This window comes from Streptomyces sp. NBC_00385 (assembly GCF_035917155.1).
GTDB classification, from domain to species: Bacteria; Actinomycetota; Actinomycetes; order Streptomycetales; family Streptomycetaceae; genus Streptomyces; species Streptomyces poriferorum.
Genome location: NZ_CP107951.1, coordinates 5,329,657 through 5,351,522, shown reverse-complemented (window position 1 = coordinate 5,351,522; position 21,866 = coordinate 5,329,657). Strand labels below are relative to the sequence as shown.

The window sequence follows — 21,866 nt, the reverse complement described above, 5'->3', positions numbered from 1 at the left end:
GGGGCCGGGCCGGCGAACAACCGCTTCTTTCGGCTGGCCAGTGTATGCAGACCAAAGGGGGGTCCTTCGGTCAGCAGCCCGCAGCAGGTCTCCGGCGCGTCCGGCGCCGGTTCACGGCTCCTTGCGCGTCAGCGGCCCTGCAGCTTGGCCGAACTGGTCCGGGCCGTGCCGAGCTTCTTGTAGAGACGCGCTCCAGGGCATTCGGTTGCGAATCCGTCCCGATGGCCGGAGATGACGTTGAGTTTGACCTTCTTGCCCTTCTTGTACTTGTTGCTGCCGCCCGAGGTCAGGGTGACCTTGCCCTTCGGGTTGGCTCCGAACAGGCCGAGCTTCCAGGCGGTGAGCTTGGAGACGGCGTTGACGGCGGCGGCCGGCGGGTTCGACTTGGTGAAGGTCCCGAGCACGGCGATGCCCATGGTGTTGGTGTTGAAGCCGAGCGTGTGCGCGCCCATGACGGCCTTCGTCACGCCTCCGGCGCGGCCCTCGTAGATGTTTCCGCACTTGTCGACGGCGAAGTTGTAGCCGATGTCGCGCCAGCCGCTGCTCTTGACGTGGTAGCGGTAAATGCCGCGCAGGACGGAGGGCGCCTGGGAGCACTTGTAGTTGTTGCCGGTGGCGCTGTGGTGGATGAAGGCGGCCTTGACGCTCTTCGTGTACGCGAAGCCGCTCTCGCGGAGCTTCTCGTCGGCGCCCCAGCCCTTACGGGTGACGATGCGCGGCCGGGGGCCGATGTACGGCTTGGCGGCGGGCACGAGGCCGGCGGCCTCCTCGGTCTCGGCCCTGCTCAGGGCGGGGAGCACGGCGGCTCCGAGCGAGGTGGCGCGGTCGGCGCCCGCCGCGCCGGTGGCGGGGAGTTCCTGCGGGTCCTTGCCGGGGTCGACGAGTTCCAGGTGCAGGCCGGCGGGCAGCGGTACGGGGGCCTCGGCGCTCTCGCCGGGTCCGGGGGTCTCGGGGCGTACCCGGACCTCGACGCCGTCGGAGTCGCCGACCCAGAGCGGGGCGGTGGAGCCGCGGGCGGCGCCCGAGTCGCGCTCGGCGGTCCCGGCGTCGGCGGAGTGCTCGGCGTTGTGCGTCTCCAGGTCCTGCCAGTCGGACCAGCGGTCGGTACCGGTGGCCCGGGTGCGGACCTGGGCGGTGCCGTGGAGTTCGGTGTCCACGTCGTCCCAGACGACGCCGACCAGGGAGAACGGCTGGACGTCACGCTCGGGCAGTCCTTGTTCGGCTGCCGCGGCGGCGGGTGCGCCGGTGGCCCTTACGGAGGGTGAGGCCAGCGGGTTCAGGGCCAGGGACTGCGTCGAACCGGGCACTTCGGCCGGTCCGGACGCCTCGGCGGGAACGGATCCCGCGGTGGCCGGGTGGGCGGGGGTGTCGGGGGCGGCGCCCGCGGGCGCGGCGAGCGGCAGTACGAGAGCTGCCGCGCAGGTGACACCAATGGAGGATGCAAGGAAGGCACGCATACAAATGATCCTGGGCACAAGCGCACCACTCCGGCGACCCGGACTTTTCCGGCCAATTGACGGCTCGTCTGCCGAACCGGTGTACGCGGCACCCGCCGTACCCGGCCCCTCCCGGCACCGCCGCGTACCCTTCTGCGAATGAACGCCAGCGACCGCACCCCTGCCGACCTGCTGCGTTCCGCGCTTGCCGCGGACCCGGCCCGCCCCATGGTCACTTTCTACGACGACGCCACCGGAGAGCGCGTCGAACTGTCGGTGGCCACCTTCGCCAATTGGGTGGCCAAGACGGCGAACCTGTTGCAGGGCGACCTCGCCGCCGAGCCCGGCGACCGGCTCGCGCTGCTGCTGCCCGCGCACTGGCAGTCCGCGGTCTGGCTGCTCGCCTGCGCCTCGGTCGGCGTGGTCGCCGATGTCCAGGGGGATCCCGCCGCCGCCGATCTCGTCGTCTCCGGGCCGGACAGCCTGGACGCCGCGCGGGCCTGCCGCGGTGAGCGGATCGCGCTGGCGCTGCGCCCGCTGGGCGGGAGGTTCCCGCAGGCTCCGGAGGGCTTCGCGGACTACGCCGTCGAGGTGCCGGGCCAGGGCGACCGGTTCGCCCCGTTCGCGCCCGTCGACCCCGATGCTCCGGCGCTGACCGTGGGCGGGGCCGGGTTCACCGGGGCGGAACTGGTCGCGCGGAGCCGCGCGGACGGTGCGGCGCTGGGCCTGGGCGCCGGATCGCGGCTGCTGTCGGGGCGTACGTACGACACCTGGGACGGTCTCAGCGCGGGGCTCTTCGCGCCGCTCGCCACCGGGGGTTCCGTGGTCCTGTGCCGGCATCTCGGGCAGCTGGGCGAGGACGGGCTGGCGCAGCGCGTCGAGAGCGAGCGGGTCACGCTGAGTGTGTGACGGCCGACGGGCGGATGGTCTCCGTCAACACCGCGGTATGACAAGCGGTCCGAGGGCCACCCGTCCGGCCCAGCGTGGGCCGAGCCCTCCCGTCGATGCGTCAACTCCGGTACATGATCTGCGGTACAGACCACTCAAGGCACAACCAAGCGTGAGGTTCAGCCGTCTACTTCTGCGACCGGCGGCCCTCCGCGCTGCCGAATGTGAAGGATGGACGCAGACGTGACCGAAAGCGCCGGCACGCCGGCCGACCCCGACGACTCGGCCACGGGCGGGGACCGGAAGCCCGACAACCCGGATGCGGGCGAGGAGCGGGCGCCGGACGGGTCGCCCGGTGCGCTGCCCGGCGGCAACGACGCCCCGGGCAGCGGCCCGAAGGACGGTCCGGGCGGTGAGACGCGCAGCGGATCCGGCAGCGGACCTTCGCACGGAGCGCCGTCGGAGGGCTCCGACGGATCCGGCCCGCCCGTCGACATCGTCGTCAAGCGCAAGCGTCACTGGGTGCGTTGGACCGCGCTCGGCGCCTCGTTCGTGGTGCTCGTCGCCGCGGGCGCCGGATGGTGGCTGTACAAGAAGCTGGACGGCAACATCCGGACGGACACCTCCGCGGCCGCCGAACTCAGGGCGTACGAGAAGGAGCGTCCCTCCACCGTCGTCCACAACGCGCAGAACATCCTGCTCATCGGCTCGGACAGCCGCGCCGGGGACAACCGCAAGTACGGACGTGACGACGGCGGCAGCCAGCGCTCGGACACCACGATCCTGTTGCACCTGGCCGCGAACCGGAAGAGCGCCACGGCCATGTCCATCCCGCGCGACCTGATGGTGAACATCCCGGAGTGCCACAAGTCGGACAAAACCGTCAGCAAGCCGCAGTTCGCGCAGTTCAACTGGGCCTTCGAGTCCGGCGGAACCGCCTGCACCATCCGCACGGTCGAGAAGATGACCGGCATCCGCATCGACCATCACATGGTCGTGGACTTCAGCGGCTTCAAGAACATGGTCAACGCGGTGGACGGGGTCGAGATCTGCCTCAAGGAGCCGATCGACGACAGCGCCGCCCACCTCAAGCTCGCGGCGGGCCGCCAGAAGCTCAACGGCGAGCAGGCGCTGGGGTACGTACGCGCCCGCAAGTCCATCGGCAACGGCAGCGACACCGAACGGATGGACCGCCAGCAGCAGTTCCTGGGCGCCCTGGTGAACAAGGTGCAGAGCAACGGGGTCCTGCTCAACCCCACCCGGCTCTACCCGGTGCTGGACGCGGCCACCAAGGCGCTGACGACGGACCCGGGCCTGGACAGCCTCAAGGACCTCTACGACCTGGTGCGCGGCATGCGCAACGTACCGACGGACAAGGTCCAGTTCCTGACCGTCCCGCGGCAGCCGTACTCCGCCAACCGAAACCGGGACGAACTGGTGCAGCCTGATGCGGACAAGCTCTTCAAGCAACTGCGCGACGACAAGCCCGTCGCCGTCGTGCCCGCAGATCAGCTGAAGGATGACGACGGAAAAAACACTGACGACACCGACGCCTCCGGTCCGACCCCCACACCCACCTACTCGGGGAACAATGCGGCAACGGACCTGTGTAAGCAGTAAAGCAATGACCAAGCGGACATCAACGTTCGGCGTGCAATGGGAAGAATGCCCGGTTGTAAGGGCCGTGGAATATGTCACGCCCGTCGCTCGGCGGCGAACGGGACGGATAGTGTGACGCGATCCGGTGCTTCCGGCCATCCGGCCGCGCACTTCCGGAGCGAAAGACTGAGCGCCTTATCGGGGGAGGCGCCTCGCGTGGCACCGACGGAGGACTCAAGCGACCGTGGATGCACAAGGCCGTGGGCGGGCGGAAGAAATCGATCCCGCAGACCAATGGGTTCTCAACCCGGACACCGGCGACTACGAACTGCGACTGAACAATTCCGGAGGGGATTCAGCCAGGGCGTCAGGAGTTTCGGCTCCGCGGGGTTCCGGGCGCAGAGGTGCTCCCCGTGAAGGCGGCGGCGAGAGTGCACGCCGCGGCCGTGAGGTGCCGCGGCAGGGTGGCCGACGTTCGTCCTCCGGCCCCCGTGGCCAGGAGGCTGCCGCTTCCACCGAGAACACCGCGGGCCGGCGCAAGCGCAAGGCCCCCAAGGCCCGCCGCAAGAAGGTGCTGCTCTGGACGGGCGGCGTGATGGCCTTCCTGCTCGTCGCCACCACCGCCGGCGGGTACTGGCTGTACCAGCACTTCAACGGCAACCTGAGCTCCGTGGACATCGGCGACCGCGGCAACAAGGACGTCGTCACCGCCAACGCGCCTCTCAACATATTGATCATCGGTACCGACAAACGGACCGGCGCGGGCAACGAGGGCTACGGCGACAAGGGCAGTGCCGGGCACGCGGACACGAACATCCTGTTCCACGTGTCCGAGGACCGCACCAACGCCACGGCCATGAGCATCCCCCGCGACCTCATGACCAACATTCCGGACTGCAAGGCGAAGCAGGAGGACGGTTCCGAGAAGACCATCCCGGGAACCCAGAACGTCCGGTTCAACACCAGCCTCGGCCAGGACGGCCGCGACCCGGGCTGCACGATGGACACCGTCAAGGAGCTCACCGGCCTGACCGTCGACCACTTCATGATGGTCGACTTCAACGCGGTGAAGACCCTGTCCACGGCGGTCGGCGGCGTCGACATCTGCCTGGCCCACGCGGTCAAGGACGACAAGTCGCACCTCGACCTGTCGGCGGGCCCGCACAACGTTCAGGGCGAGGAGGCGCTGGCGTTCGTACGGACCCGGCACGCCTACGCCAACGGGAGCGACCTCGACCGGATCAAGGGCCAGCAGCAGTTCCTCGGCTCGATGGTCCGGAAGATGAAGTCGAACGACACGCTGACGAGCCCGAAGAAGCTGTTCAAGCTGGCAGACGCGGCGACCAAGGCGCTGACGGTCGACTCGGCCATCGACTCGGTGCCGAAGCTCACCACGCTCGCCAAGGAACTCACCAAGATCGACACGAAGAACATCACCTTCGTCACGCTGCCGGTGATCGACAACCCGGCGGAGCCCACACCGATCACGGTGGTCGTGGACCCGGTGAAGGCGCCCCAGCTGCTGTCGATGATGCAGGAGGACACCTCGCTGACCGAGGTGGCCGCACAGAAGAAGGCCGCCAAGAGCAAGCAGGACGCGCTGCTCAAGGGGACGAAGGCGGCGGCGGCCGATGTGCGCGTCGACGTCTACAACGGCGGCGAGATCCCCGGCGGCGCCCAGCAGACCGTCACCTGGCTGCAGAACGACAAGGGCGTCCTGAAGTCCACGAACAAGGCCAACGCCCCGGCGAAGGCCGCAAAGACGACACTCGAGTACGCGCCGAACCAGGCAGATCAGGCCCGGGCGCTCGCCGAGATGATGGGCCTTCCTGCGACGGCGATGAAGCCGGGCGCCAAGGATGCCGTGGGACTGCAGGCGATGGTGCTGACACTGGGGGCGGACTTCAAGGGCGCGGGCACCCCCATCACCGGGCCGACGAAGATCGACATTCCGAAGGCCAGTGCCGACAAGGAAGTGTGCGCCAAGTGACACCAGGTCACCGCGCGATACAGCGAGTCTGAACAGCAGGGGGGTCCTGGTGGGACGAAGCAGCACGCCCGGGGAGGGGACGCGACCACGCGTCCGTCATGCCGGCCAACTCGGCTGGGACGACGATCTCTACGAGGACGGTGACGGGGACGGCGGCAAGGATGCCGCGAAACCCGAGACCGGTGAGAGCAGAGACGGCGGCGGCCGGCGAGCGGCGAGCCACGGCCGACGCCGCGGCCGGCCCCGCCGTGCCGCCAAGAAGAAGAAGCACCGCGTCCTGCGCTGGATAGCCTTCTCTCTCGCGTTCCTCATACTCGGCACCGGCGCGGCCGGTTATCTCTGGTACGAGCACCTGAACAGCAACCTCCGCAAGGGGGAACGCAGCGCGGGCAACAGCGCGGCGAAGAAGAAGGCGCCCAACGCCGCGGGCCAGACCCCGCTGAACATCCTGCTGATCGGCTCCGACAGCCGTAACAGCAAGGAGAACCTCAAGCTCGGCGGGTCCAAGAAGAGCGTCGGCGGGACCCCGCTCGCCGATGTGCAGATGCTGCTGCATGTGTCGGCCGACCGGAAGAACGCCTCGGTCGTCAGCATCCCGCGTGACACCCGGGTGGACATCCCGGCCTGCGAGAACCCCGACACCCACCAGAAGTACCCCGCCAGCAACGGCATCATCAACGAGACGCTCCGCGGCGGCCCCGGCTGCACGCTGGACACCTGGGAGCAGCTCACCAACGTCTACATCGACCACTGGATGATGGTCGACTTCGCCGGTGTGGTGGACATGGCCGACGCCGTGGGCGGCGCCTGGGTGTGTGTGAAGCAGGACGTCAACGACGTGCCCAAGCCGAACGTGCCCGGCGGCTCCCATCTGCGGCTGACGAAGGGCAGGCACAAGATCCAGGGCGAGACCGCCCTGAAGTGGCTGCGCACCCGGCATGCCTTCGAGAGCGACTTCGGCCGGTCCAAGGCCCAGCACATGTACCTGAACTCCGTGCTGCGCGAACTGAAGAGCCAGAACGCGTTCACGGACACCGGGCGCCTGATGAACCTCGCCGAGACCGCGACCAAGTCGCTCCAGGTCTCGGAGGAGATCGGCACGGTGAAGAAGCTGTTCGACCTCGGCATGCAGCTCAAGGACGTGCCGCTGGAGAAGATGAACATGCTGACGATGCCGCGGATCCCCGACCCGAAGAACCCTGATGCCCACGTGCTGCCGAAGCCCGGCGCCTCCGACAAGCTCTGGGCGCTGCTGCGCGACGACCAGTCGCTCGACCCCAAGGACCGTGCCAAGGCGGCGAAGAAGGTCGCGGCCGGCCCGAAGGCCGGCGCTCCCGCCTCGCTCGGTGTGACCGTCGTGAACGGCACCTCCGCCGACGGCCTGGCACCGACGGAGGGCCGGGCCGGGGACATCCGGGACCTGCTGAAGGCCAAGGGCTTCACCGAGGCGGACACCTCGACCGAGCCCGGAAAGGCGCTGACGACCGAGGTGACCTATCCGCACAGCGCCGGCGCCCAGGGCAAGGCGGACGCGCTGTCCGTCGCCAAGGCACTGGGGATGCCGGCCGGCACGGTGTCGGAGACGCCGGACGGGGCCGGGCTGACGCTCACGGTCGGCTCGGACTGGCGGTCCGGCTCCATGTTCCCGAAGGTCGTGGAGGACGACAGCGACCCGCTGGAGGGCACCGAGTCGGTCAACGGCGCCAAGACGGACGACTGCATGGACGTGTACTGGCCGTACCGCCAGATGTAGGGGACGCGCCGCACATACGAGAGGGGGCGCCCGGTTCTCACCGGGCGCCCCCTCTCGTATGTCTGCCTGCGTGGTGCCGGCCGCTCAGGCCACCGGCGTGCCCGGCTCGGTGAGGGCCGGCCGCCGGCTGGCGATGACGCGCTTCGCCAGCGAGCGCGGGCTCGTCAGGAAGCCGTAGCCCCACGACATGTGCATGGTCGCCAGCGCCACCGGGATCTGCGCCCGCGCCTTCAGCGACAGGCCCTTGCCCGCCGGGAGCGAGCCCGCGACGATCGCCGCGACGTATCCGGCCGGGACGACCAGCGCCCACGGGGTCACCGCCGCGCCCACCACGAGGCCCGCCGCGATCGCGACGACTGCGGTCGGCGGGGCGAGGTAGCGCAGGTTGATCGAGCCCGGGTGGTAGCGGGCGACGACGTGGCGCCAGCGGCCGTAGTCCTTGTACTGCTTGGCGAGCGCCCGGACGGAGGGGCGCGGGCGGTACTGCACCCGCAGCTCGGGGGAGAACCAGATCAGGCCGCCGGCCTCGCGGATGCGGAAGTTCAGCTCCCAGTCCTGGGCACGGATGAACTCGATGTTGTACCCGTCCGCCCGCTCCAGGGCCTCCCGGCGGAAGACGCCCAGGAACACCGTCTCGGCCGGTCCCGCCTCGCCACCGGTGTGAAAGGCCGCGTTGCCGACGCCGATCTTCGACGTCATGGCCGCGGCGACGGCGTCCTCCCAGGCGTTCTCGCCCTCGGCGTGCATGATGCCGCCGACGTTCTGCGCGCCCGTCTCCTCCAGGAGGCGTACGGCCGTCGCGATGTAGTTCGGCGACAGCATCCCGTGGCCGTCGACGCGCACGACCACCGGGTGGCGGGAGGCCTTGATCGCGGCGTTCAGCGCGGCGGGGGTGCGGCCGGTGGGGTTCGGCACGGTCTGGACCCGGGCGTCCTCCGCGACCAGCTCGGCGGCGATCTCGTCCGTGCGGTCCGTGGACGGGCCGAGCGCGATCACCACCTCCATCTCACCGGCGTACTCCTGCTCCAGGATGTGCCGGACGGAGTTCCGGAGATGCCGCTCCTCGTTGAGTACCGGCATGATCACGGAGACGGCGGGGTGCTGCGCGGCAGACATGTGGTCCTCGGGGGGTCCTCGGGAGCGCCGGGGGTCTCGCACCCCACCAGGCGGCGTTATTCGGCCGCCACGTTACCGCGAATGGGGGACAGCGGCGCGCGCCGCCGGCCTGCTGCCCGGGATGGAGATCGTATGGGCCTACCGTGCGAACGGTCCCCCTTGCACCGCGGAGGTGTCCCCCCGTGCCCACGCCGCACCGCTCCCCCCGTCCGCCGAGGCCCCGCGCCGCTCCCCCGCAGCCCAGACGGGCCAGGAGGAGGCAGGACGAGAGACCGCGCTGGGGCATGCGGGTGGCGACCACGCTCTCCGTCCTCGTGCTGGGCGCGGGCGGCATCGGCCACGCCGTGGTGACCAACCTGGAGTCCGGGATCGACCGGATCGACCCGTTCAAGGACATGAAGAACCGGCCCGCGGGCGGCAACGGCATGAATCTGCTGCTGGTCGGCACCGACGGCCGCGACAAGATCACCGCGGCCGAGAAGAAGAAGTACCGGCTGGGCGGCGCACCCTGCCACTGCACCGACACGATCATGCTGGTGCACCTGTCCGCGGACAAGGAGCGTGCCAGCGTCGTCAGCCTGCCGCGCGACAGCTACGCCGAGATTCCCGGGCACCGGGACGCGACGACGGGCAAGGAGCACGCGGCCCACCCGGTGAAGCTGAACGCCGCGTACGCCGAGGGCGGGCCGAATCTGACCGTGCGGACGGTCGAGCACATGACGAGCGTCAAGATCGACCACTATCTGGAGGTCGACTTCACCAGCTTCATGACGACGGTCGACACCCTCGGCGGCGTGAAGATCTGCACCGCCCGGCCGATGAAGGACTCCTACACCGGTCTCGATCTCGCGGCCGGCACCCATGAGCTGGACGGCGGCCAGGCGCTCCAGTACGTACGCTCCCGGCACATCGACGGCGCCGCCGACCTGGGCCGGATGCAGCGCCAGCAGAAGTTCATGGCCTCGCTGATCAAGCAGGCGACGAGCAGCGGGGTGCTGCTGAACCCGGTGAAGTTCCGTGAGGTCGCCTCGACGATGCTGAAGTCGGTCCGGGCCGACAAGGGCTTCGGTACGGAGCAGATGCTGGAGCTGGGCCAGGCGATGCGGGGCTTCTCCGCCGCCTCGTCGGAGTTCACCTCGGTACCGATGGGGGACGTCGCTTACCAGGTCAAGGGCATCGGCTCGACGGTCAAGTGGGATCCGAAGAAGTCGAAGCAGCTGTTCCAGGCGCTGCGGGACGACAAGCCGCTGACCGTCGCACGGCCCAAGCAGGCGCCGGCGAAGAAGGTCGACGTCCCGCCGAAGCAGATCCGGGTCCAGGTCTACAACGGGACCCTCAAGGACGGTCTCGGCTCCACGGTCGACGCCGCTCTGCACGCCACGGGCTTCAACACCACCCGCGCCCCGCTCACCGCACCGCAGCGCGACGTGAAGCACACCCTGGTCACGTACGACCCGCGCTGGGACCGGTCCGCGAAGTCCCTGGCGGCGGCGCTGCCGGGGGCCGAGCTGAAGGCCGTGAAGGGGCAGGGCGGCACGATGAAGGTGACGGCGGGCGCGGATTACGGGAAGGTCGAGCGGGTCCGGGCCGAGGAGCCCGATCCGGGCAGGTTCGGCGCGGTGAAGGGCGACGAGGTGGTCTGCCCGTAAGGGCCTGCCCGGTTCCGTTCAGTCCTCGATGCCGTCGGCCGCGCGCTTCTCGCGCAGTTCCTTGATCGCGCGGCGGCGGGCGAGGCGGTGGGTGCGCCGGATCTGCGCCTCCTGGTAGCGCCGGTTGTCGCGCTCCGTCTCCGGGATCACGGGCGGTACCCGGCGCGGCCTGCCGTCCGCGTCGACCGCGGCGAACACCAGGTACGCGCTGCCGACCTGCGAGGCCGGGGTCGACTCGTTCCACCGCTCGGCCATGACGCGGACGCCGACCTCCATGGAGGAGCGGCCGGTCCAGTTCACCTGGGCGCGGACGTGAACAAGGTCACCGACGCGGACCGGCTCAAGGAAGACCATCTCGTCCATCGAGGCGGTCACCGCGGGCCCGCCGGAGTGCCGGCCGGCCACCGCGCCCGCCGCGTCGTCGACCAGTTTCATGATCACGCCGCCGTGCACCGTACCCAGCAGATTCGTGTCACTGCCGGTCATGATGTGGCTGAGGGTGGTCCGGGAGGCCGCGGTGGGCTTGCCCGGAATGTCGCCCTCCGGGCGCAGGGCCTGATCTGTCATGCCCTCCACCTTATGCGGGCACCATGGGGTCATATGCGGGGGCCGGGAGCGCGTCGCAATGCATCAGCTTCGCAACAGCCCTGGTCCGATTTCTCTCACACCCTGTAAGAGCGGTGGCCCGGACCTGCACACTGGATCGTATGAACGATTGGCCCGAGGGCTGGACCGACGACGACCGCAGCGGAAACCGCTACGGGCAGGGAAGCGCGAGCAACCGGCCCGAGAGCGCCCGCTCGATGCCGCATGTCCAGCGCCGCCCCGCCCCGCCCCAGCAGCGCCCCGCGCCGTCGAGGCAGCCGCAGGTACCGCAGCAGCCCGGCGGCTACGGCGACGCCCCCGAGTACGACAGCGGCTACAACACGGGACAGGTCTACGGCGGCGGCCAGGGTGGCCGCGGCGGTGGCGGTCACGGCGGTGGGCCCGGCGACGGCGGATACGTCCAGGGCCGCCCGGGGGCGGCGCCCGACTGGCGCCGCCGGATCAAGATCGGCGCACTGAGTCTGGTGGTCGTGATCCTCGCCGTCTCGGTCGGCACGTACTTCTGGGCCGACTCCAAGCTGAAGCGCGAGGTCGACCTCTCCAAGGTCATCGAGCGGCCGGAGGCGGGCGACGGCACGAACTACCTGATCGTCGGGTCGGACAGCCGCGAGGGCATGACGTCCGAGGACAAGAAGCGGCTCCACACCGGTTCCGCCGAGGGCAAGCGGACCGACTCGATGATGATCCTGCACGACGGCTCCAACGGCCCGACGCTGGTCTCGCTGCCCCGTGACTCGAACGTCGAGATCCCCTCGTTCGTCGGATCGGAGTCCGGCAAGAAGTTCGCCGGCACGGGCCGCACGACGAAGCTGAACGCCGCGTACGCCGAGGACGGCCCCGAGCTCCTCGTCCGTACCGTCGAGTTCAACACCGGGCTGCACATCGACCACTACGTCGAGATCGGCTTCGGCGGCTTCGCGAAGATCGTGGACGCGATCGGCGGCGTGGAGCTGGACATCCCCAAGGCGTTCAAGGACAAGTACTCCGGCGCCGACTTCGAAGCCGGCAAGCAGACGCTCGACGGCCAGCAGGCCCTCGCCTTCGTCCGGACCCGGCACGCCTTCACCTCGGACCTGGACCGTACGAAGAACCAGCAGAAGTTCCTCGCGGCGCTGGCGAGCCAGACGGCGACGCCGTCGACGATCCTCAACCCGTTCAAGCTGTACCCGACGATGGGTGCCGGTCTCGACACCCTCATCGTGGACAAGGACATGTCGCTGTGGTCCCTGAGCCAGATGTTCTTCGCCATGAAGGGCGTCACGGGCGGTGACGGGGCGTCGCTGAACATCCCGATCTCCGGCTCCAGCGGCGGCAACCTGGTCTGGGACAAGGCCAAGGTCAAGCAGCTGGTCGAGCAGCTCAACAACGACGAGAAGGTCACGGTCACCGGCAGCTGACCGCGTACATCGCGCAGGGAAGGGCCCGGACGGTGCGACCGTCCGGGCCCTTCGCCGTGCCTGCCCCTACACCTTCCCGTGGGCGAGCACCGCCACGTGCGGCAGTGCCAACAGCCCGTCCTCGCCCTCGAATTCCTTGCACATCGCGTCGTACTCCCGCTTCGCGGCGGCCACCCCCTCGGGCCCGCGGCTGTTGACCAGTTGTCCGATCGCGGCGACCCCGGAGGCGGGTCCGGCCCACCAGTCCTCGGCGCCGGTCCGGTGGTCCCAGGACAGCGATGCGCCCTGTACGTCCCCGAGTCCGGCCGCCGTCAGCAGGGCGCCCAGCCCCGCCGGGGTGCGCGGGAAGTCGTGTTCCTCGTCGACCGTGGCCAGCCAGCCGGGCCGGGTCAGACCGGCGGCCGCTGCGGCCCGGCCGATCAGCGCCTGGCCCGGAGCGTTCGGCGTCTGCCAGACCGTGACGGCGATCCGGCCGCCGGGGCGGGTGATCCGGCGCAGTTCGACCAGGGCGTCCAGCGGGCGCCCGACGTGGTTGAGCACGAAGTTCGCCACGACTGCGTCGAACTCGCTGTCGGGGTAAGGAAGCTGGGGCAGCGAGCCGATGCGTACGTCGACTCCGGGCGCCGCCCGCCGGGTGGCCGCGACCATGCCGGGTTCGGCGTCCACGGCCCGTACGACGGCGCCCCGCCCCACTCCTGCCACCGTCACGCTGCCGCTGCCGCACCCCACGTCGAGCAGACGGGTTCCGGCCGCGGTGGACGCCGCGTCCAGCAGGGCGGGCACCGTGTGGGCACAGAGCCGGCCGAAGGTCCGGGCGTAACTGTCGGCGCGCCCGTCCCAGATCCGCCGCTCACTCACGTCGAACGCGGTCATGCGACACCTCCGGCCGGGCCCTGCGGCTCGACTTCGTCCAGGTCCTCGTGGAGCGCGTCCAGGATCCGTCCCGTCGGCTCTCCTTCCGGCGACAGTTCGGCCAGACACCAGCCGGGCAACTGCGCCTCGTCCTCGGGCGGAAGATCGCCGTCAGCCGGGTCCGCCAGCCCGTAGAGCAGGCCGAACGCGGTCTCCTTCGCCACCTCCCGGGCTATCTCACCCAGTTCACCGGGCGTCAGCCCGAGCCGCACCGCCCGCTCGACGGCTCCGCTCGCCAGACCTTCCTTGCGGTAGGCCGCAATCCAGTCGGGAGCCGCCGAGCTCCATGCGTCGATGTCCTGCCAGACCATGCGCAGGAAGCGGTACCGGGCCAGCTGAGGGATGTTCTCCTCGGCCTCCGACTCGGCCCAGCCCGAGGCGTCGTCGGCGCCCAGCGCCTCGAACAGGCCGGTGAGCTTGTCGATGTCCGTCATGGACAGGCAAGGTACGCCACGGGGGCGGGAAGCCCTCGTCCGGACCGGGCGGTCGTCCACGCCGCCCGTCGCCCGGTTCAGCCGAACACGGAGGCGGCGATCAGCCCCACGACGACGGCGGCGGCACACACCAGGACGGTCGCACCCCGCCTGCGCCCGGCCTTCCGGGCGCCCTGCCGCGGCCGGGCGTTCCGCGTAGGTGGGGGCGCCGGCGTCTCCGTGGCCCTCGCGCCGGCCGTCTCGGCCAGCAGGCCCCGGCAGCAGGCCGCCAGACGGGCGATGTCGCCGTCCAGGGGAACCGTGGTCTCGGCGCGCGCCGGGGCGGTCGTACCGCCGTCCAGGATGCGTCCGGCCCGGACCCTCACCCGGCCGCGCCCGTGGGACGCGAGGCTGATCCAACGGCCGGCGTCCTCGCCCCTGATCACCACGGTGCCGTCGCGTTCGCGGTAGACGGTGTGCTGCCGCCAGAGCAGTTTCGCCAGCGGTACGGGGATGTCGGCCACCGTCGCGACCCGTCGTCTGTCGTCGCTCAACGGCACGGTGCCGCCCGACGGTTGTACCGCGCAGGCCGTCTTCGGGCCTCCACGGGCACATGAGCGGGTCGGTGGTCCGGCCGGGGTCTGTGCCCCGGTATGTACGTGGTCAACTCGCCGGTCCTTTCGGCTCACGCCGTTCGGCGTGATCACCGCAGGATTGTAGGGGTGCGTCAACCGTTCATGCACAGAGGAGAACTGACTGCCCGTGAGTTTCTACGGCAGCGACTCAGCCGAGGGGGTCGGTGGTGTCGCGCAGGGTGGCCAGGGCCGGCGCGTACATGCGGGCCTTGATGGTGCCGACGGTGTCACCGGCCTTGTTCACCTGCGCCTGCGCGAACTCGATCGCCGTGGAGCGCACGGCGTCCTCGCTGACCGCCCGGTCGACGATGCCGGCCGCCGCGGCCTCGGACCCGCCGTAGCGGTGGGCGGTGAGCATGGCCTGGTGCGCGGCCTGCGGGGCCAGCCGGGCCTGGATGAGGGCGGCCATGCCGGGGGTGAAGGGGATGTTGATGTCCGCTTCGGGCAGGCACCAGTAGCCACGGTCGGCCCGCATGACGCGGAAGTCGTGAGCGAGGGAGAACATCGCGCCGGCGGCGAAGGTGTGACCCTGCAGTGCGGCCACCGTGATGACGGGCAGCGACAGCATCCGGGCGAGGAGCTCGTGGACCGAGACTACGTAGTCCTGGTGCTGGTCGGCGTGGGCGAACAGCCAGTCCAGGTCGAGCCCGTTGGAGTAGAACTTGCCGGTCGCGGCGGTGACCAGAGCACGGGGGCCCTCCGTCTTCTCCACCTCGTCGAGCGCGGCGCCGACGGCGGTGAGCCAGTCGGGGTGGAAACGGTTCTCCCCGTCCCCGAGATCGAGGACGAAAACGTTGTCGTGGCGGTCGAGCGAGGGCATGGGGACTCCTTCGAGCCGGCTGGCGGGTGAAGTGGCTGCGGGCTGCGACCGGGGCGAGAGGCCGGTCCGCCCCCGGTGGACTACCTGTCGGTAACTTATGGGTTGGGGCATAGCCCGGCAAGAGGGACAGCCGTGATCGTTTACCCGCCGAAGTCCTCGGAGCGCCGCGCTCAGCCGCGGAAGTTGCGGGCCAGCCAGGGGCTGAGCATCGCGCGCGGGACGAGTTCCTTGTACGTCTCGTCTCCGGGCAGCGGGACGACGAGCCACTGGCCGGGCGGGAAGAACCTCCCCTTCACGTACGCGATGCCGCCGTACACGGACCGGAGGAACGCGGGCACGGAGTCCCGGGGGACGTCCTCGAACTCCACCCCGTCGACGGTGATCTTCGCGTCGTCCTCGGGAAAGACCTGAACGGTGACGGCGGGCGCCCCGCCCAGCTCGATGAAGGCCTCGTGCGGCAGCGAGCCGTCGGCGTCGAGCACGGCGAACGCCCCGGCGGAGGTGCGGCGGGAGGTCTGGTCGGCACCGATGTCGTCGGTGACGGTCATCTCCAGGCTGTACGCGCCCGCGACCTCACGGACCGCGGCGACGGCGGTCTCGGTGCTGGGCAGATGAGGATGCCCCATGCGGCGGCTCAGCCCTGCGCCGCGTATGCGACGAAGGCCGCCCAGGCGGCCGGGTCGCAGGCTAGGCGGGGGCCTTGGGAGCGCTTGGAGTCGCGGACGTGGACGGTGTGAGCGGCGGCGGCGACCTCGACGCAGTCGTTGCCGTCACCGCTACTGCTGTAGCTGCTCCTGAACCACGACGGCTCGGCCGCGTCCACGGCAGAGGGCTTGTCGATCATGACTCTCCCAGCAGTTGCTCGATGAAGGCCAGTGACTCCCTGGGCGAGAGGGCCTGGGCCCGGATCATCCCATAGCGCAACTCAAGGATCCTGAGCTGCCTCGGATCGGAGACCGGCCGGCCACTGAACGCGCCCTCGGAACGGCCCACCGCACTGCCGTCGGGGAACTTCAGCACCTCGATCAGCCCGCCCGTGCCCGGATGTTCCTCACGGTGGGTCGGCATCACCTGGATCGACACGTTACGCAACCGCCCTACCTCCAGGAGGCGTTCGAGCTGCGCACGCCGCGCCGCCGCGCCGCCGACGGGACGGCGCAGCGTCACCTCCTCCTGGACGAAGCTGAGCGACGGGAGCGGGTCGCGGTCGAAGATGGACCGCCGGGCCATGCGTGCGGCCATCACGCGCTCCATCTCTTCCAGCGTGTACGCCGGAAGCCAAGACGCGAACAGGGCCCGCATATGGTCCTCGGTCTGCAGGAGTCCGTTGATGTTGTGGTGGTGATACGCCTCCACCTGAACGGCTTTGGCTTCCAGCTTCGCCAGCTCCCGCACCTTCTTCGGGTACCGGACCTCCGCCACATCCCGCTTCATCGCGGCCAGCTTGCCGCCCGCGCCAACCACCTCGTCCGTCCGGTCCAGGAACTCCGGCCGAGGAATCCGCCGCCCGCCCTCCACCTTGTAGACCAGGTCCTCCCCGTACCCGATCGCGGCCCCGAGCTCCCCGGCCCGCAGGCCCGCCGACTCACGCCACGCTCTGATCTGGCGTCCCACCGCGGCGACCACTGCGGCGCCCGACTCGTCATCGGGGTCGACCTCCCAGCCGGGCTCGTCCGCCCCGCCGTCGCCCTGCTCCGTACCGTCGCCAACCACGGTCATGCGTGCCCCACTTCCGACGTGCGTGCCGTTCTTTCCTCAACGGAATCCGTTGCCCGCGCGTCACTCCGGACAACCGGGACAGCGCCGGACACGTCCCGGACAACTGCCACCGGGTCGCGGATGCCCACGACCTACGCGGCCACGACCCGGTTGCCCGCGACCCGGCTGCCCACGACGTCTAAAGGCTTTTAAAGAACTCAGGGAAATAACCCCACCAAACCCAACCCCACCCCCGTCCTGACCTGCGTCACTCGCGCGAGTGAACCTGCGCAACTGGGCTGGATTCGAGGCGGGTTGGCTGGCATATGCTCGCCGCGACAACCACAGAACTGAGACGGCCCCGGCCGGGACTGAGAATCCCGAGCAGGGGCCTGACCACGAGGAAGAAGAAGCTTCCCGATGGCTATCCCGCAGGTTATCGCGCCCCCGTGCGCCCAGCCCGGTTCCCCCGGCACCCTTCCCGACGTCACGCCGACCTCCGGCGTCATCCACGTCAACACCCGCCACGTCTCCGGCTTCGTGATCATCGGCAACCACCTCGCCCAGCACCACGAGCTCTCCCTCATCGCGATCGGGCTAGCCGTCCACATCCAGTCCCTGCCCGCCGGGGCCAAGGTCGGCATCAAGGTCCTCACCGACCGCTTCCCCGAGAGCGAAGCCCGCATCACCGCCGCCCTCCACGAACTCGAAGCCGAGGGCTACCTCCACCGCAGCCGCGTACGCCTCCCCAGCGGCCGCGTCGTCACCCGCACGGTCTCGTACAACCGCCCGGGAGCCGACGCACCCCCGGTCACCACGCCCCAGCGAAAGCCGCAGCGGCCGACCAGGCCCGCACCCGAGCAGACGACGGCCCCAGAGCCCGCACCGGCACCCGCACCAGCGCCCGCCGCCCCCATCCGCGTACCCGCACCCACCGCCCCCAGGACACCGCCCCCACCCCTCCCCCGACCGCACGCACCCACCGCGCAGCTGATGCAGGCGGCGGCAGCCGTCCTCGCCGACCTACGCCGCCACGCACCCCAACTCACCCTCAAAGAAGAGGACATCCCAGCGCTCGCCCCCGGCGTAGCCGCCTGGCTCGAACGCGACACCCACCCCGACACCATCCGCCACGCCCTCACCGACCAACTCCCCCTCCCCGTCAAACACCCGGCAAGGTTCGTCCGCCACCGCATCACCACACTCATCCCGCCCCCACTCCCCGGCACCGCAGACCTCGCGCCCCCACCCCGCCGCAAGGTCATCGTCATCCCGCTCCAGAACTGCGACACCTGCGACCGCGCCTTCCGCGCCACCGACCCCGGCCACTGCGGCGACTGCCGAACCGATCTCCGACAGGCCGCCTAGCATGAACGTGACGACCCCCCTTGCCTCCGGGCACAGACGAGGAGCGCACGCCATGCCCATCGCCTCGGACGATGCACCGCGGGACTCCGCCCGCTACAGGGCCATGCGCGAGATCGTCGAGCAGATGCAGGACAGCGTTCCCGGAAAGCTTGAGATCACCAAGGAAGGGATCGTGCACGACATGATGGCCCCGGGGCGCCCCCACGAGCTGACCACGGCCCGGGTGAGCCGTCGCCTGGAGAAGCTCATGCCGGACGACATCGTCGCGCACACGGGGACGCCGGACGTCGAGGAGGAACCGGCGGGCATCATGCGCCATCCGGACGTCATGGTGATCGCCGAGGCCGACATGGAGGGACAGGGCTCCTTCGATCCCCGCACACTCATCGCCGCCGTCGAGGTCGTCTCGCAGTCGAACCCGGACAACGACTGGGTGAGCAAGATGCGTGACTACCCGCTGCTCGGCATCCCCGTCTACGCCGTCTTCGACCCACGCACGGGTACGGGTGCCGTCCTGTCCGACATTCACCCGACGCCGCAGGGTCCTCGCTATGCCACCCGCAAGGACTTCGTCTACGGCGAGGACGTCACCATCGCCGAGTGGACGATCCCGACGACCGACCTGCCCCGTTACGCATAACGCCGGGTGTCCGACCCGCGTCGTACGCTGAATCCCGTACGCGAGGAACGGGAGGCTCCGGTGGCCGGAACGACAGTGGCCGAGGTGAGGGCCGAGCTGGCCGCGCTCGATGACCCCAAGGCGCGCGCGGTCAACGAGAAGCACGGCGACGACCACGGGGCGAACCTCGGCAAGCTGCGCGCGCTCGCGAAGCGGCTGAAGACCCAGCAGGAGCTCGCGGTCGAGCTCTGGGCGACGGGCGACACCGCGGCGCGGCTGCTGGCGCTCCTGATCTGCCGCCCGAAGGCGTTCGGGCGTGACGAGCTGGACGCCATGCTGCGCGAGGCCCGGGCACCCAAGGTGCACGACTGGCTCGTGAACTACGTCGTGAAGAAGAGCCCGCACGCCGAGGAGTTGCGCCTCTCCTGGTCCGCCGATCCGGATCCGGTCGTCGCCAGTGCCGGCTGGGCGCTGACCACCGAGCGCGTGGCGAAGAAGCCCGAGGGCCTCGATCTCGCGGGGCTGCTGAATGTCATCGAGGCGCAGATGAAGGACGCCCCGGACCGCCTGCAGTGGGCGATGAACCACTGCCTGGCCCAGATCGGGATCGAGCACCCCGAGCACCGCGCCCGGGCGATCGGCATCGGCGAGCGGCTGGAAGTGCTCAAGGACTACCCGACGTCCCCGGGCTGCACGTCTCCGTTCGCGCCCGTCTGGATCGCGGAGCTGGTACGGCGGCGCGAGGGCGCGTAGGGCGGCACGGGACAGAACGGGAGCGGGTCCGCGCACCCGTCTCCGTGAGCCCCGTCAGTCCCGTCAGTCCCGTCAGTCCCGGAAGTTGATCGTGCCCCGTCGGCGCTCGCCGTCGAACTTCGAGCGGTCGATCGCCGGGCGCGGGGCCGGACGGGCGGCGATCAGTCTGATCACGTCGCGGCCGGCCAGCGCGGTGCGCCACTGCCCCATGTCGGGACGGGTGCCGCAGGGCCCGTTCGCCTGCTGCCAGAGCCGCCCCACCGCCGACTCCCGCCGGTCGTCCAGCACACCCGGCACCGGGATCAGCGGTTTGCCGGGCGAGACATAGGCGTTCTGGGCCAGTACGCGGCCGATGACCAGGGCCGCCTTGTAGCGGTCGCTGTCGACCGAGACGGTCCCCGGCGGGGCGAGGGGGTCGTGCCAGTCGGGTGTGTCCGCCTGCTCCAGCACCGGGCGCTGCCCGGAGAGCCGGATGCCGTCGCAGTCCAGGAGGTATGCGGCAGGGGCAGGGCGTACGGTCCACAGGATGTTGGCCTGGGAGAGGTCCCCGATCACCAGGCCCATCGCGTGCAGCCACTCGAAGTGGGTCACCAACGCCACGGCCAGCGCGTACCGTTCGGCCGGCGAGGGCTGCTGGACCGCCTGCCACGCGGCCTTCGGGGGCCGCAGCGCGTAGGAGAGCTCGACGAGCTTGCTCTCGCCCTTCACCGTCGTCCAGGTCATGGCCTCGGGCGCCCGGTGCATGAGGAAGCCGGTGACCCCGGCGCCGTCCACCACCCTGCACAGCGGCCATGCCGCCTCGCGGTCGAGCCGGTCGCGGTCGGCCGGGCCCAGGGCCTGCCGCAGCGAGACGAGCGCGGCCAGAGCCGCACCGTCGACCTTGCGCGGCTCCCGGTAGCTCTTGTAGAGGAGCGCGCCGGGGCCGCCGATCGCGTGGACCTCCCCCTGTCCGCCGTCGCCGATCTTGTCGAACACCTTCAGGGAGTCGTACGGGACGTCCAGGCCGTCGTGCACGCTCACGCGGGGCACTCCCACAGCACGACGACGCTCCGGTCGTCGTCGTACGACTTGACCCGGAACTGGCTCTGCCACAGGAAGTCGGCGGGTCCCGGCACCGTGCCGGCCCCCCACGCCCCGCTCAGGAAGTCGCGCATGCCCTGGTCCCCCGACAGCGGTGTGGACAGTCCGTCCGTACTGAGCACGAGGACATCGCCCGGCGCCGCGGGACCGAGAAGCCGCGTGACCGCGGTACGGGCGAGCGGCAACGCGGCGGTACGGGTGTCGATCATGCCCGACGCCTCCGGGTCCTCCTCCTGCGTGACGTCGAGCTGCCATGCCCCGGACCGCAGCAGGGCCGTTCCGCCGTCACCCACGGCCATGTACCCGCGGGTGCGGACAGCGGGATCGAGCGGCACCAGCAGGATCCGCAGCGTGGTCGCGTACGCCTCCGGCCGGTGCTGCCCCTCCCGATGGGCCAGATCGGCGAGGAGCACGGCGATGCTGCCGACCGCCTCGTTCGCCAGTGCGGTGAAGGCGGGCAGGTCGTCGGAGCGCAGGGCGCCGAGCAGGTCCCCCGCCACCCGGTCCAGGTACACGGCCGCGTGCCGGCACACCTCGTTGGAGCCGACGTGGGAGCGGGCGGCCGACCCGACGCCGTCGGCGACCGCGAGCAGCAGGAGTTCCCCGCTGTCCGGCCCGCCGATCCGGGTGACGCACAGCGCGTCCTGACGGGGCTCGCCCAGATAGCGGTGGGAGTCCCCGCGCACGGAGGCGGCCCGGACGGTCAGCGGGCCGTAGGCCGCACCGTCCACCACGATGTCGGGCAGGACCGCCGCGGCCGGGTCCTCGCCCGCGCTGCGCAGACCTTGCGGGACCGGGGCGTAGCTGGGAGGCCGCTTCCCGCTGTGCGGCGGGTCCCCGAGCTGCGGAACCGGCTGCGGAGTCGCGTGCGATGCCACCGGACCGGGCTCCGGCGCGGGAGCCGGAAGGGGGGCGGGGGCGAGCGCGGCGCTCGGAGGGGCCGCGGCATGGGGCTGCTGGGGCGGCAGCGGACCGGGCAGGTGCTGCGGTGGCTGCTGCGGCGGCTGCTGGTGCCCCGTCGACACCACCGCCTCGACCGAACTCCACGTGTCCCGCAACGGGTCGTCGCTGCCCCCGGCCTCGCCGGACCCGGTCGCCGCCCCGCCCATCCCCTGCTGCTGCATCATCCCGTCC

General features: G+C 70.6%; 21 protein-coding genes. 9 read left to right on the top strand and 12 right to left on the bottom strand.

Annotation, left to right across the window (positions count from 1 at the left end):
- Positions 1-128 precede the first annotated feature (128 nt).
- Entirely contained in the window at positions 129-1,457 is a 1,329-nt protein-coding gene (locus OG959_RS23955) for a peptidoglycan recognition protein family protein (RefSeq protein WP_326661562.1), read from the bottom strand.
- Between the two features lie 138 nt (positions 1,458-1,595).
- Between OG959_RS23955 and OG959_RS23950 the strand changes: the two genes are divergently transcribed.
- From OG959_RS23950 to OG959_RS23935, 4 genes are all read left to right on the top strand, one after another.
- Positions 1,596-2,345 carry a TIGR03089 family protein gene (locus OG959_RS23950; protein ID WP_219574611.1) on the top strand — a complete coding sequence of 250 codons (750 nt, stop codon included), beginning with the start codon at positions 1,596-1,598 and terminating at the stop codon, positions 2,343-2,345.
- 210 nt (positions 2,346-2,555) lie between these two features.
- On the top strand, positions 2,556-3,944 hold the full coding sequence (locus OG959_RS23945) for an LCP family protein (protein ID WP_326661558.1): 1,389 nt from the start codon (positions 2,556-2,558) through the stop codon (positions 3,942-3,944).
- A 430-nt stretch (positions 3,945-4,374) separates the two neighbouring features.
- Positions 4,375-5,913 (top strand): LCP family protein, encoded by a 1,539-nt coding sequence (locus OG959_RS23940; protein ID WP_326661556.1) that lies wholly within the window; start codon positions 4,375-4,377, stop codon positions 5,911-5,913.
- A 49-nt stretch (positions 5,914-5,962) separates the two neighbouring features.
- Positions 5,963-7,666 carry an LCP family protein gene (locus OG959_RS23935; RefSeq protein WP_326661554.1) on the top strand — a complete coding sequence of 568 codons (1,704 nt, stop codon included), beginning with the start codon at positions 5,963-5,965 and terminating at the stop codon, positions 7,664-7,666.
- An 84-nt stretch (positions 7,667-7,750) separates the two neighbouring features.
- Here OG959_RS23935 and OG959_RS23930 read toward each other — a convergent pair whose 3' ends face one another.
- Positions 7,751-8,782 (bottom strand): glycosyltransferase family 2 protein, encoded by a 1,032-nt coding sequence (locus OG959_RS23930; protein ID WP_326661553.1) that lies wholly within the window; start codon positions 8,780-8,782, stop codon positions 7,751-7,753.
- 182 nt (positions 8,783-8,964) lie between these two features.
- Here OG959_RS23930 and OG959_RS23925 point away from each other — a divergent pair, with 182 nt between their 5' ends.
- Complete coding sequence (locus tag OG959_RS23925; protein WP_442805614.1) at positions 8,965-10,431, top strand: LCP family protein; 1,467 nt, start codon at positions 8,965-8,967, stop codon at positions 10,429-10,431.
- 18 nt (positions 10,432-10,449) lie between these two features.
- Here OG959_RS23925 and OG959_RS23920 read toward each other — a convergent pair whose 3' ends face one another.
- Positions 10,450-10,998: an acyl-CoA thioesterase gene (locus tag OG959_RS23920; protein WP_326661549.1), complete on the bottom strand. Its 549-nt coding sequence runs from the start codon at positions 10,996-10,998 to the stop codon at positions 10,450-10,452.
- 140 nt (positions 10,999-11,138) lie between these two features.
- Between OG959_RS23920 and OG959_RS23915 the strand changes: the two genes are divergently transcribed.
- Entirely contained in the window at positions 11,139-12,434 is a 1,296-nt protein-coding gene (locus OG959_RS23915) for an LCP family protein (protein WP_326661547.1), read from the top strand.
- A gap of 66 nt (positions 12,435-12,500) precedes the next feature.
- On the opposite strand, the gene OG959_RS23910 is transcribed toward OG959_RS23915, so the two are convergent.
- The 7 genes from OG959_RS23910 to OG959_RS23880 form a co-directional block, all read right to left on the bottom strand.
- Complete coding sequence (locus OG959_RS23910; RefSeq protein WP_326661545.1) at positions 12,501-13,307, bottom strand: class I SAM-dependent methyltransferase; 807 nt, start codon at positions 13,305-13,307, stop codon at positions 12,501-12,503.
- Positions 13,304-13,780, bottom strand: coding sequence for a hypothetical protein (locus tag OG959_RS23905; RefSeq protein WP_326661543.1), 477 nt, complete (start codon positions 13,778-13,780; stop codon positions 13,304-13,306). Before OG959_RS23905 ends, OG959_RS23910 begins: the two co-directional genes overlap by 4 nt.
- Before the next feature lie 77 nt (positions 13,781-13,857).
- Complete coding sequence (locus OG959_RS23900) at positions 13,858-14,313, bottom strand: hypothetical protein (RefSeq protein WP_326661541.1); 456 nt, start codon at positions 14,311-14,313, stop codon at positions 13,858-13,860.
- A gap of 229 nt (positions 14,314-14,542) precedes the next feature.
- Positions 14,543-15,214 (bottom strand): enoyl-CoA hydratase-related protein, encoded by a 672-nt coding sequence (locus tag OG959_RS23895; protein ID WP_326661539.1) that lies wholly within the window; start codon positions 15,212-15,214, stop codon positions 14,543-14,545.
- 170 nt (positions 15,215-15,384) lie between these two features.
- A complete protein-coding gene (locus OG959_RS23890; protein WP_326661537.1) occupies positions 15,385-15,840 on the bottom strand; it encodes a hypothetical protein in 456 nt (151 codons plus the stop codon).
- Between the two features lie 8 nt (positions 15,841-15,848).
- Positions 15,849-16,058 (bottom strand): DUF397 domain-containing protein, encoded by a 210-nt coding sequence (locus OG959_RS23885; RefSeq protein WP_326661535.1) that lies wholly within the window; start codon positions 16,056-16,058, stop codon positions 15,849-15,851.
- On the bottom strand, positions 16,055-16,933 hold the full coding sequence (locus OG959_RS23880) for a helix-turn-helix domain-containing protein (RefSeq protein ID WP_326661533.1): 879 nt from the start codon (positions 16,931-16,933) through the stop codon (positions 16,055-16,057). Before OG959_RS23880 ends, OG959_RS23885 begins: the two co-directional genes overlap by 4 nt.
- Positions 16,934-17,332: 399 nt before the next feature.
- Between OG959_RS23880 and OG959_RS23875 the strand changes: the two genes are divergently transcribed.
- The 3 genes from OG959_RS23875 to OG959_RS23865 are packed head-to-tail and all read left to right on the top strand — an operon-like array spanning position 17,333 to position 19,652.
- The gene (locus OG959_RS23875) at positions 17,333-18,280 is read left to right on the top strand and encodes a helix-turn-helix domain-containing protein (RefSeq protein ID WP_326661531.1); all 948 of its coding nucleotides are present in this window, start codon (positions 17,333-17,335) and stop codon (positions 18,278-18,280) included.
- Positions 18,281-18,332: 52 nt separating this feature from the next.
- A complete protein-coding gene (locus OG959_RS23870) occupies positions 18,333-18,920 on the top strand; it encodes a Uma2 family endonuclease (RefSeq protein ID WP_326661529.1) in 588 nt (195 codons plus the stop codon).
- Between the two features lie 60 nt (positions 18,921-18,980).
- On the top strand, positions 18,981-19,652 hold the full coding sequence (locus tag OG959_RS23865) for a DNA alkylation repair protein (protein ID WP_326661527.1): 672 nt from the start codon (positions 18,981-18,983) through the stop codon (positions 19,650-19,652).
- A 72-nt stretch (positions 19,653-19,724) separates the two neighbouring features.
- Here OG959_RS23865 and OG959_RS23860 read toward each other — a convergent pair whose 3' ends face one another.
- Positions 19,725-20,672 (bottom strand): hypothetical protein, encoded by a 948-nt coding sequence (locus OG959_RS23860; protein WP_326661526.1) that lies wholly within the window; start codon positions 20,670-20,672, stop codon positions 19,725-19,727.
- Complete coding sequence (locus tag OG959_RS23855) at positions 20,669-21,859, bottom strand: protein phosphatase 2C domain-containing protein (RefSeq protein ID WP_326661524.1); 1,191 nt, start codon at positions 21,857-21,859, stop codon at positions 20,669-20,671. The genes OG959_RS23860 and OG959_RS23855 overlap by 4 nt, the downstream gene beginning before the upstream one ends.
- Positions 21,860-21,866: the final 7 nt, after the last annotated feature.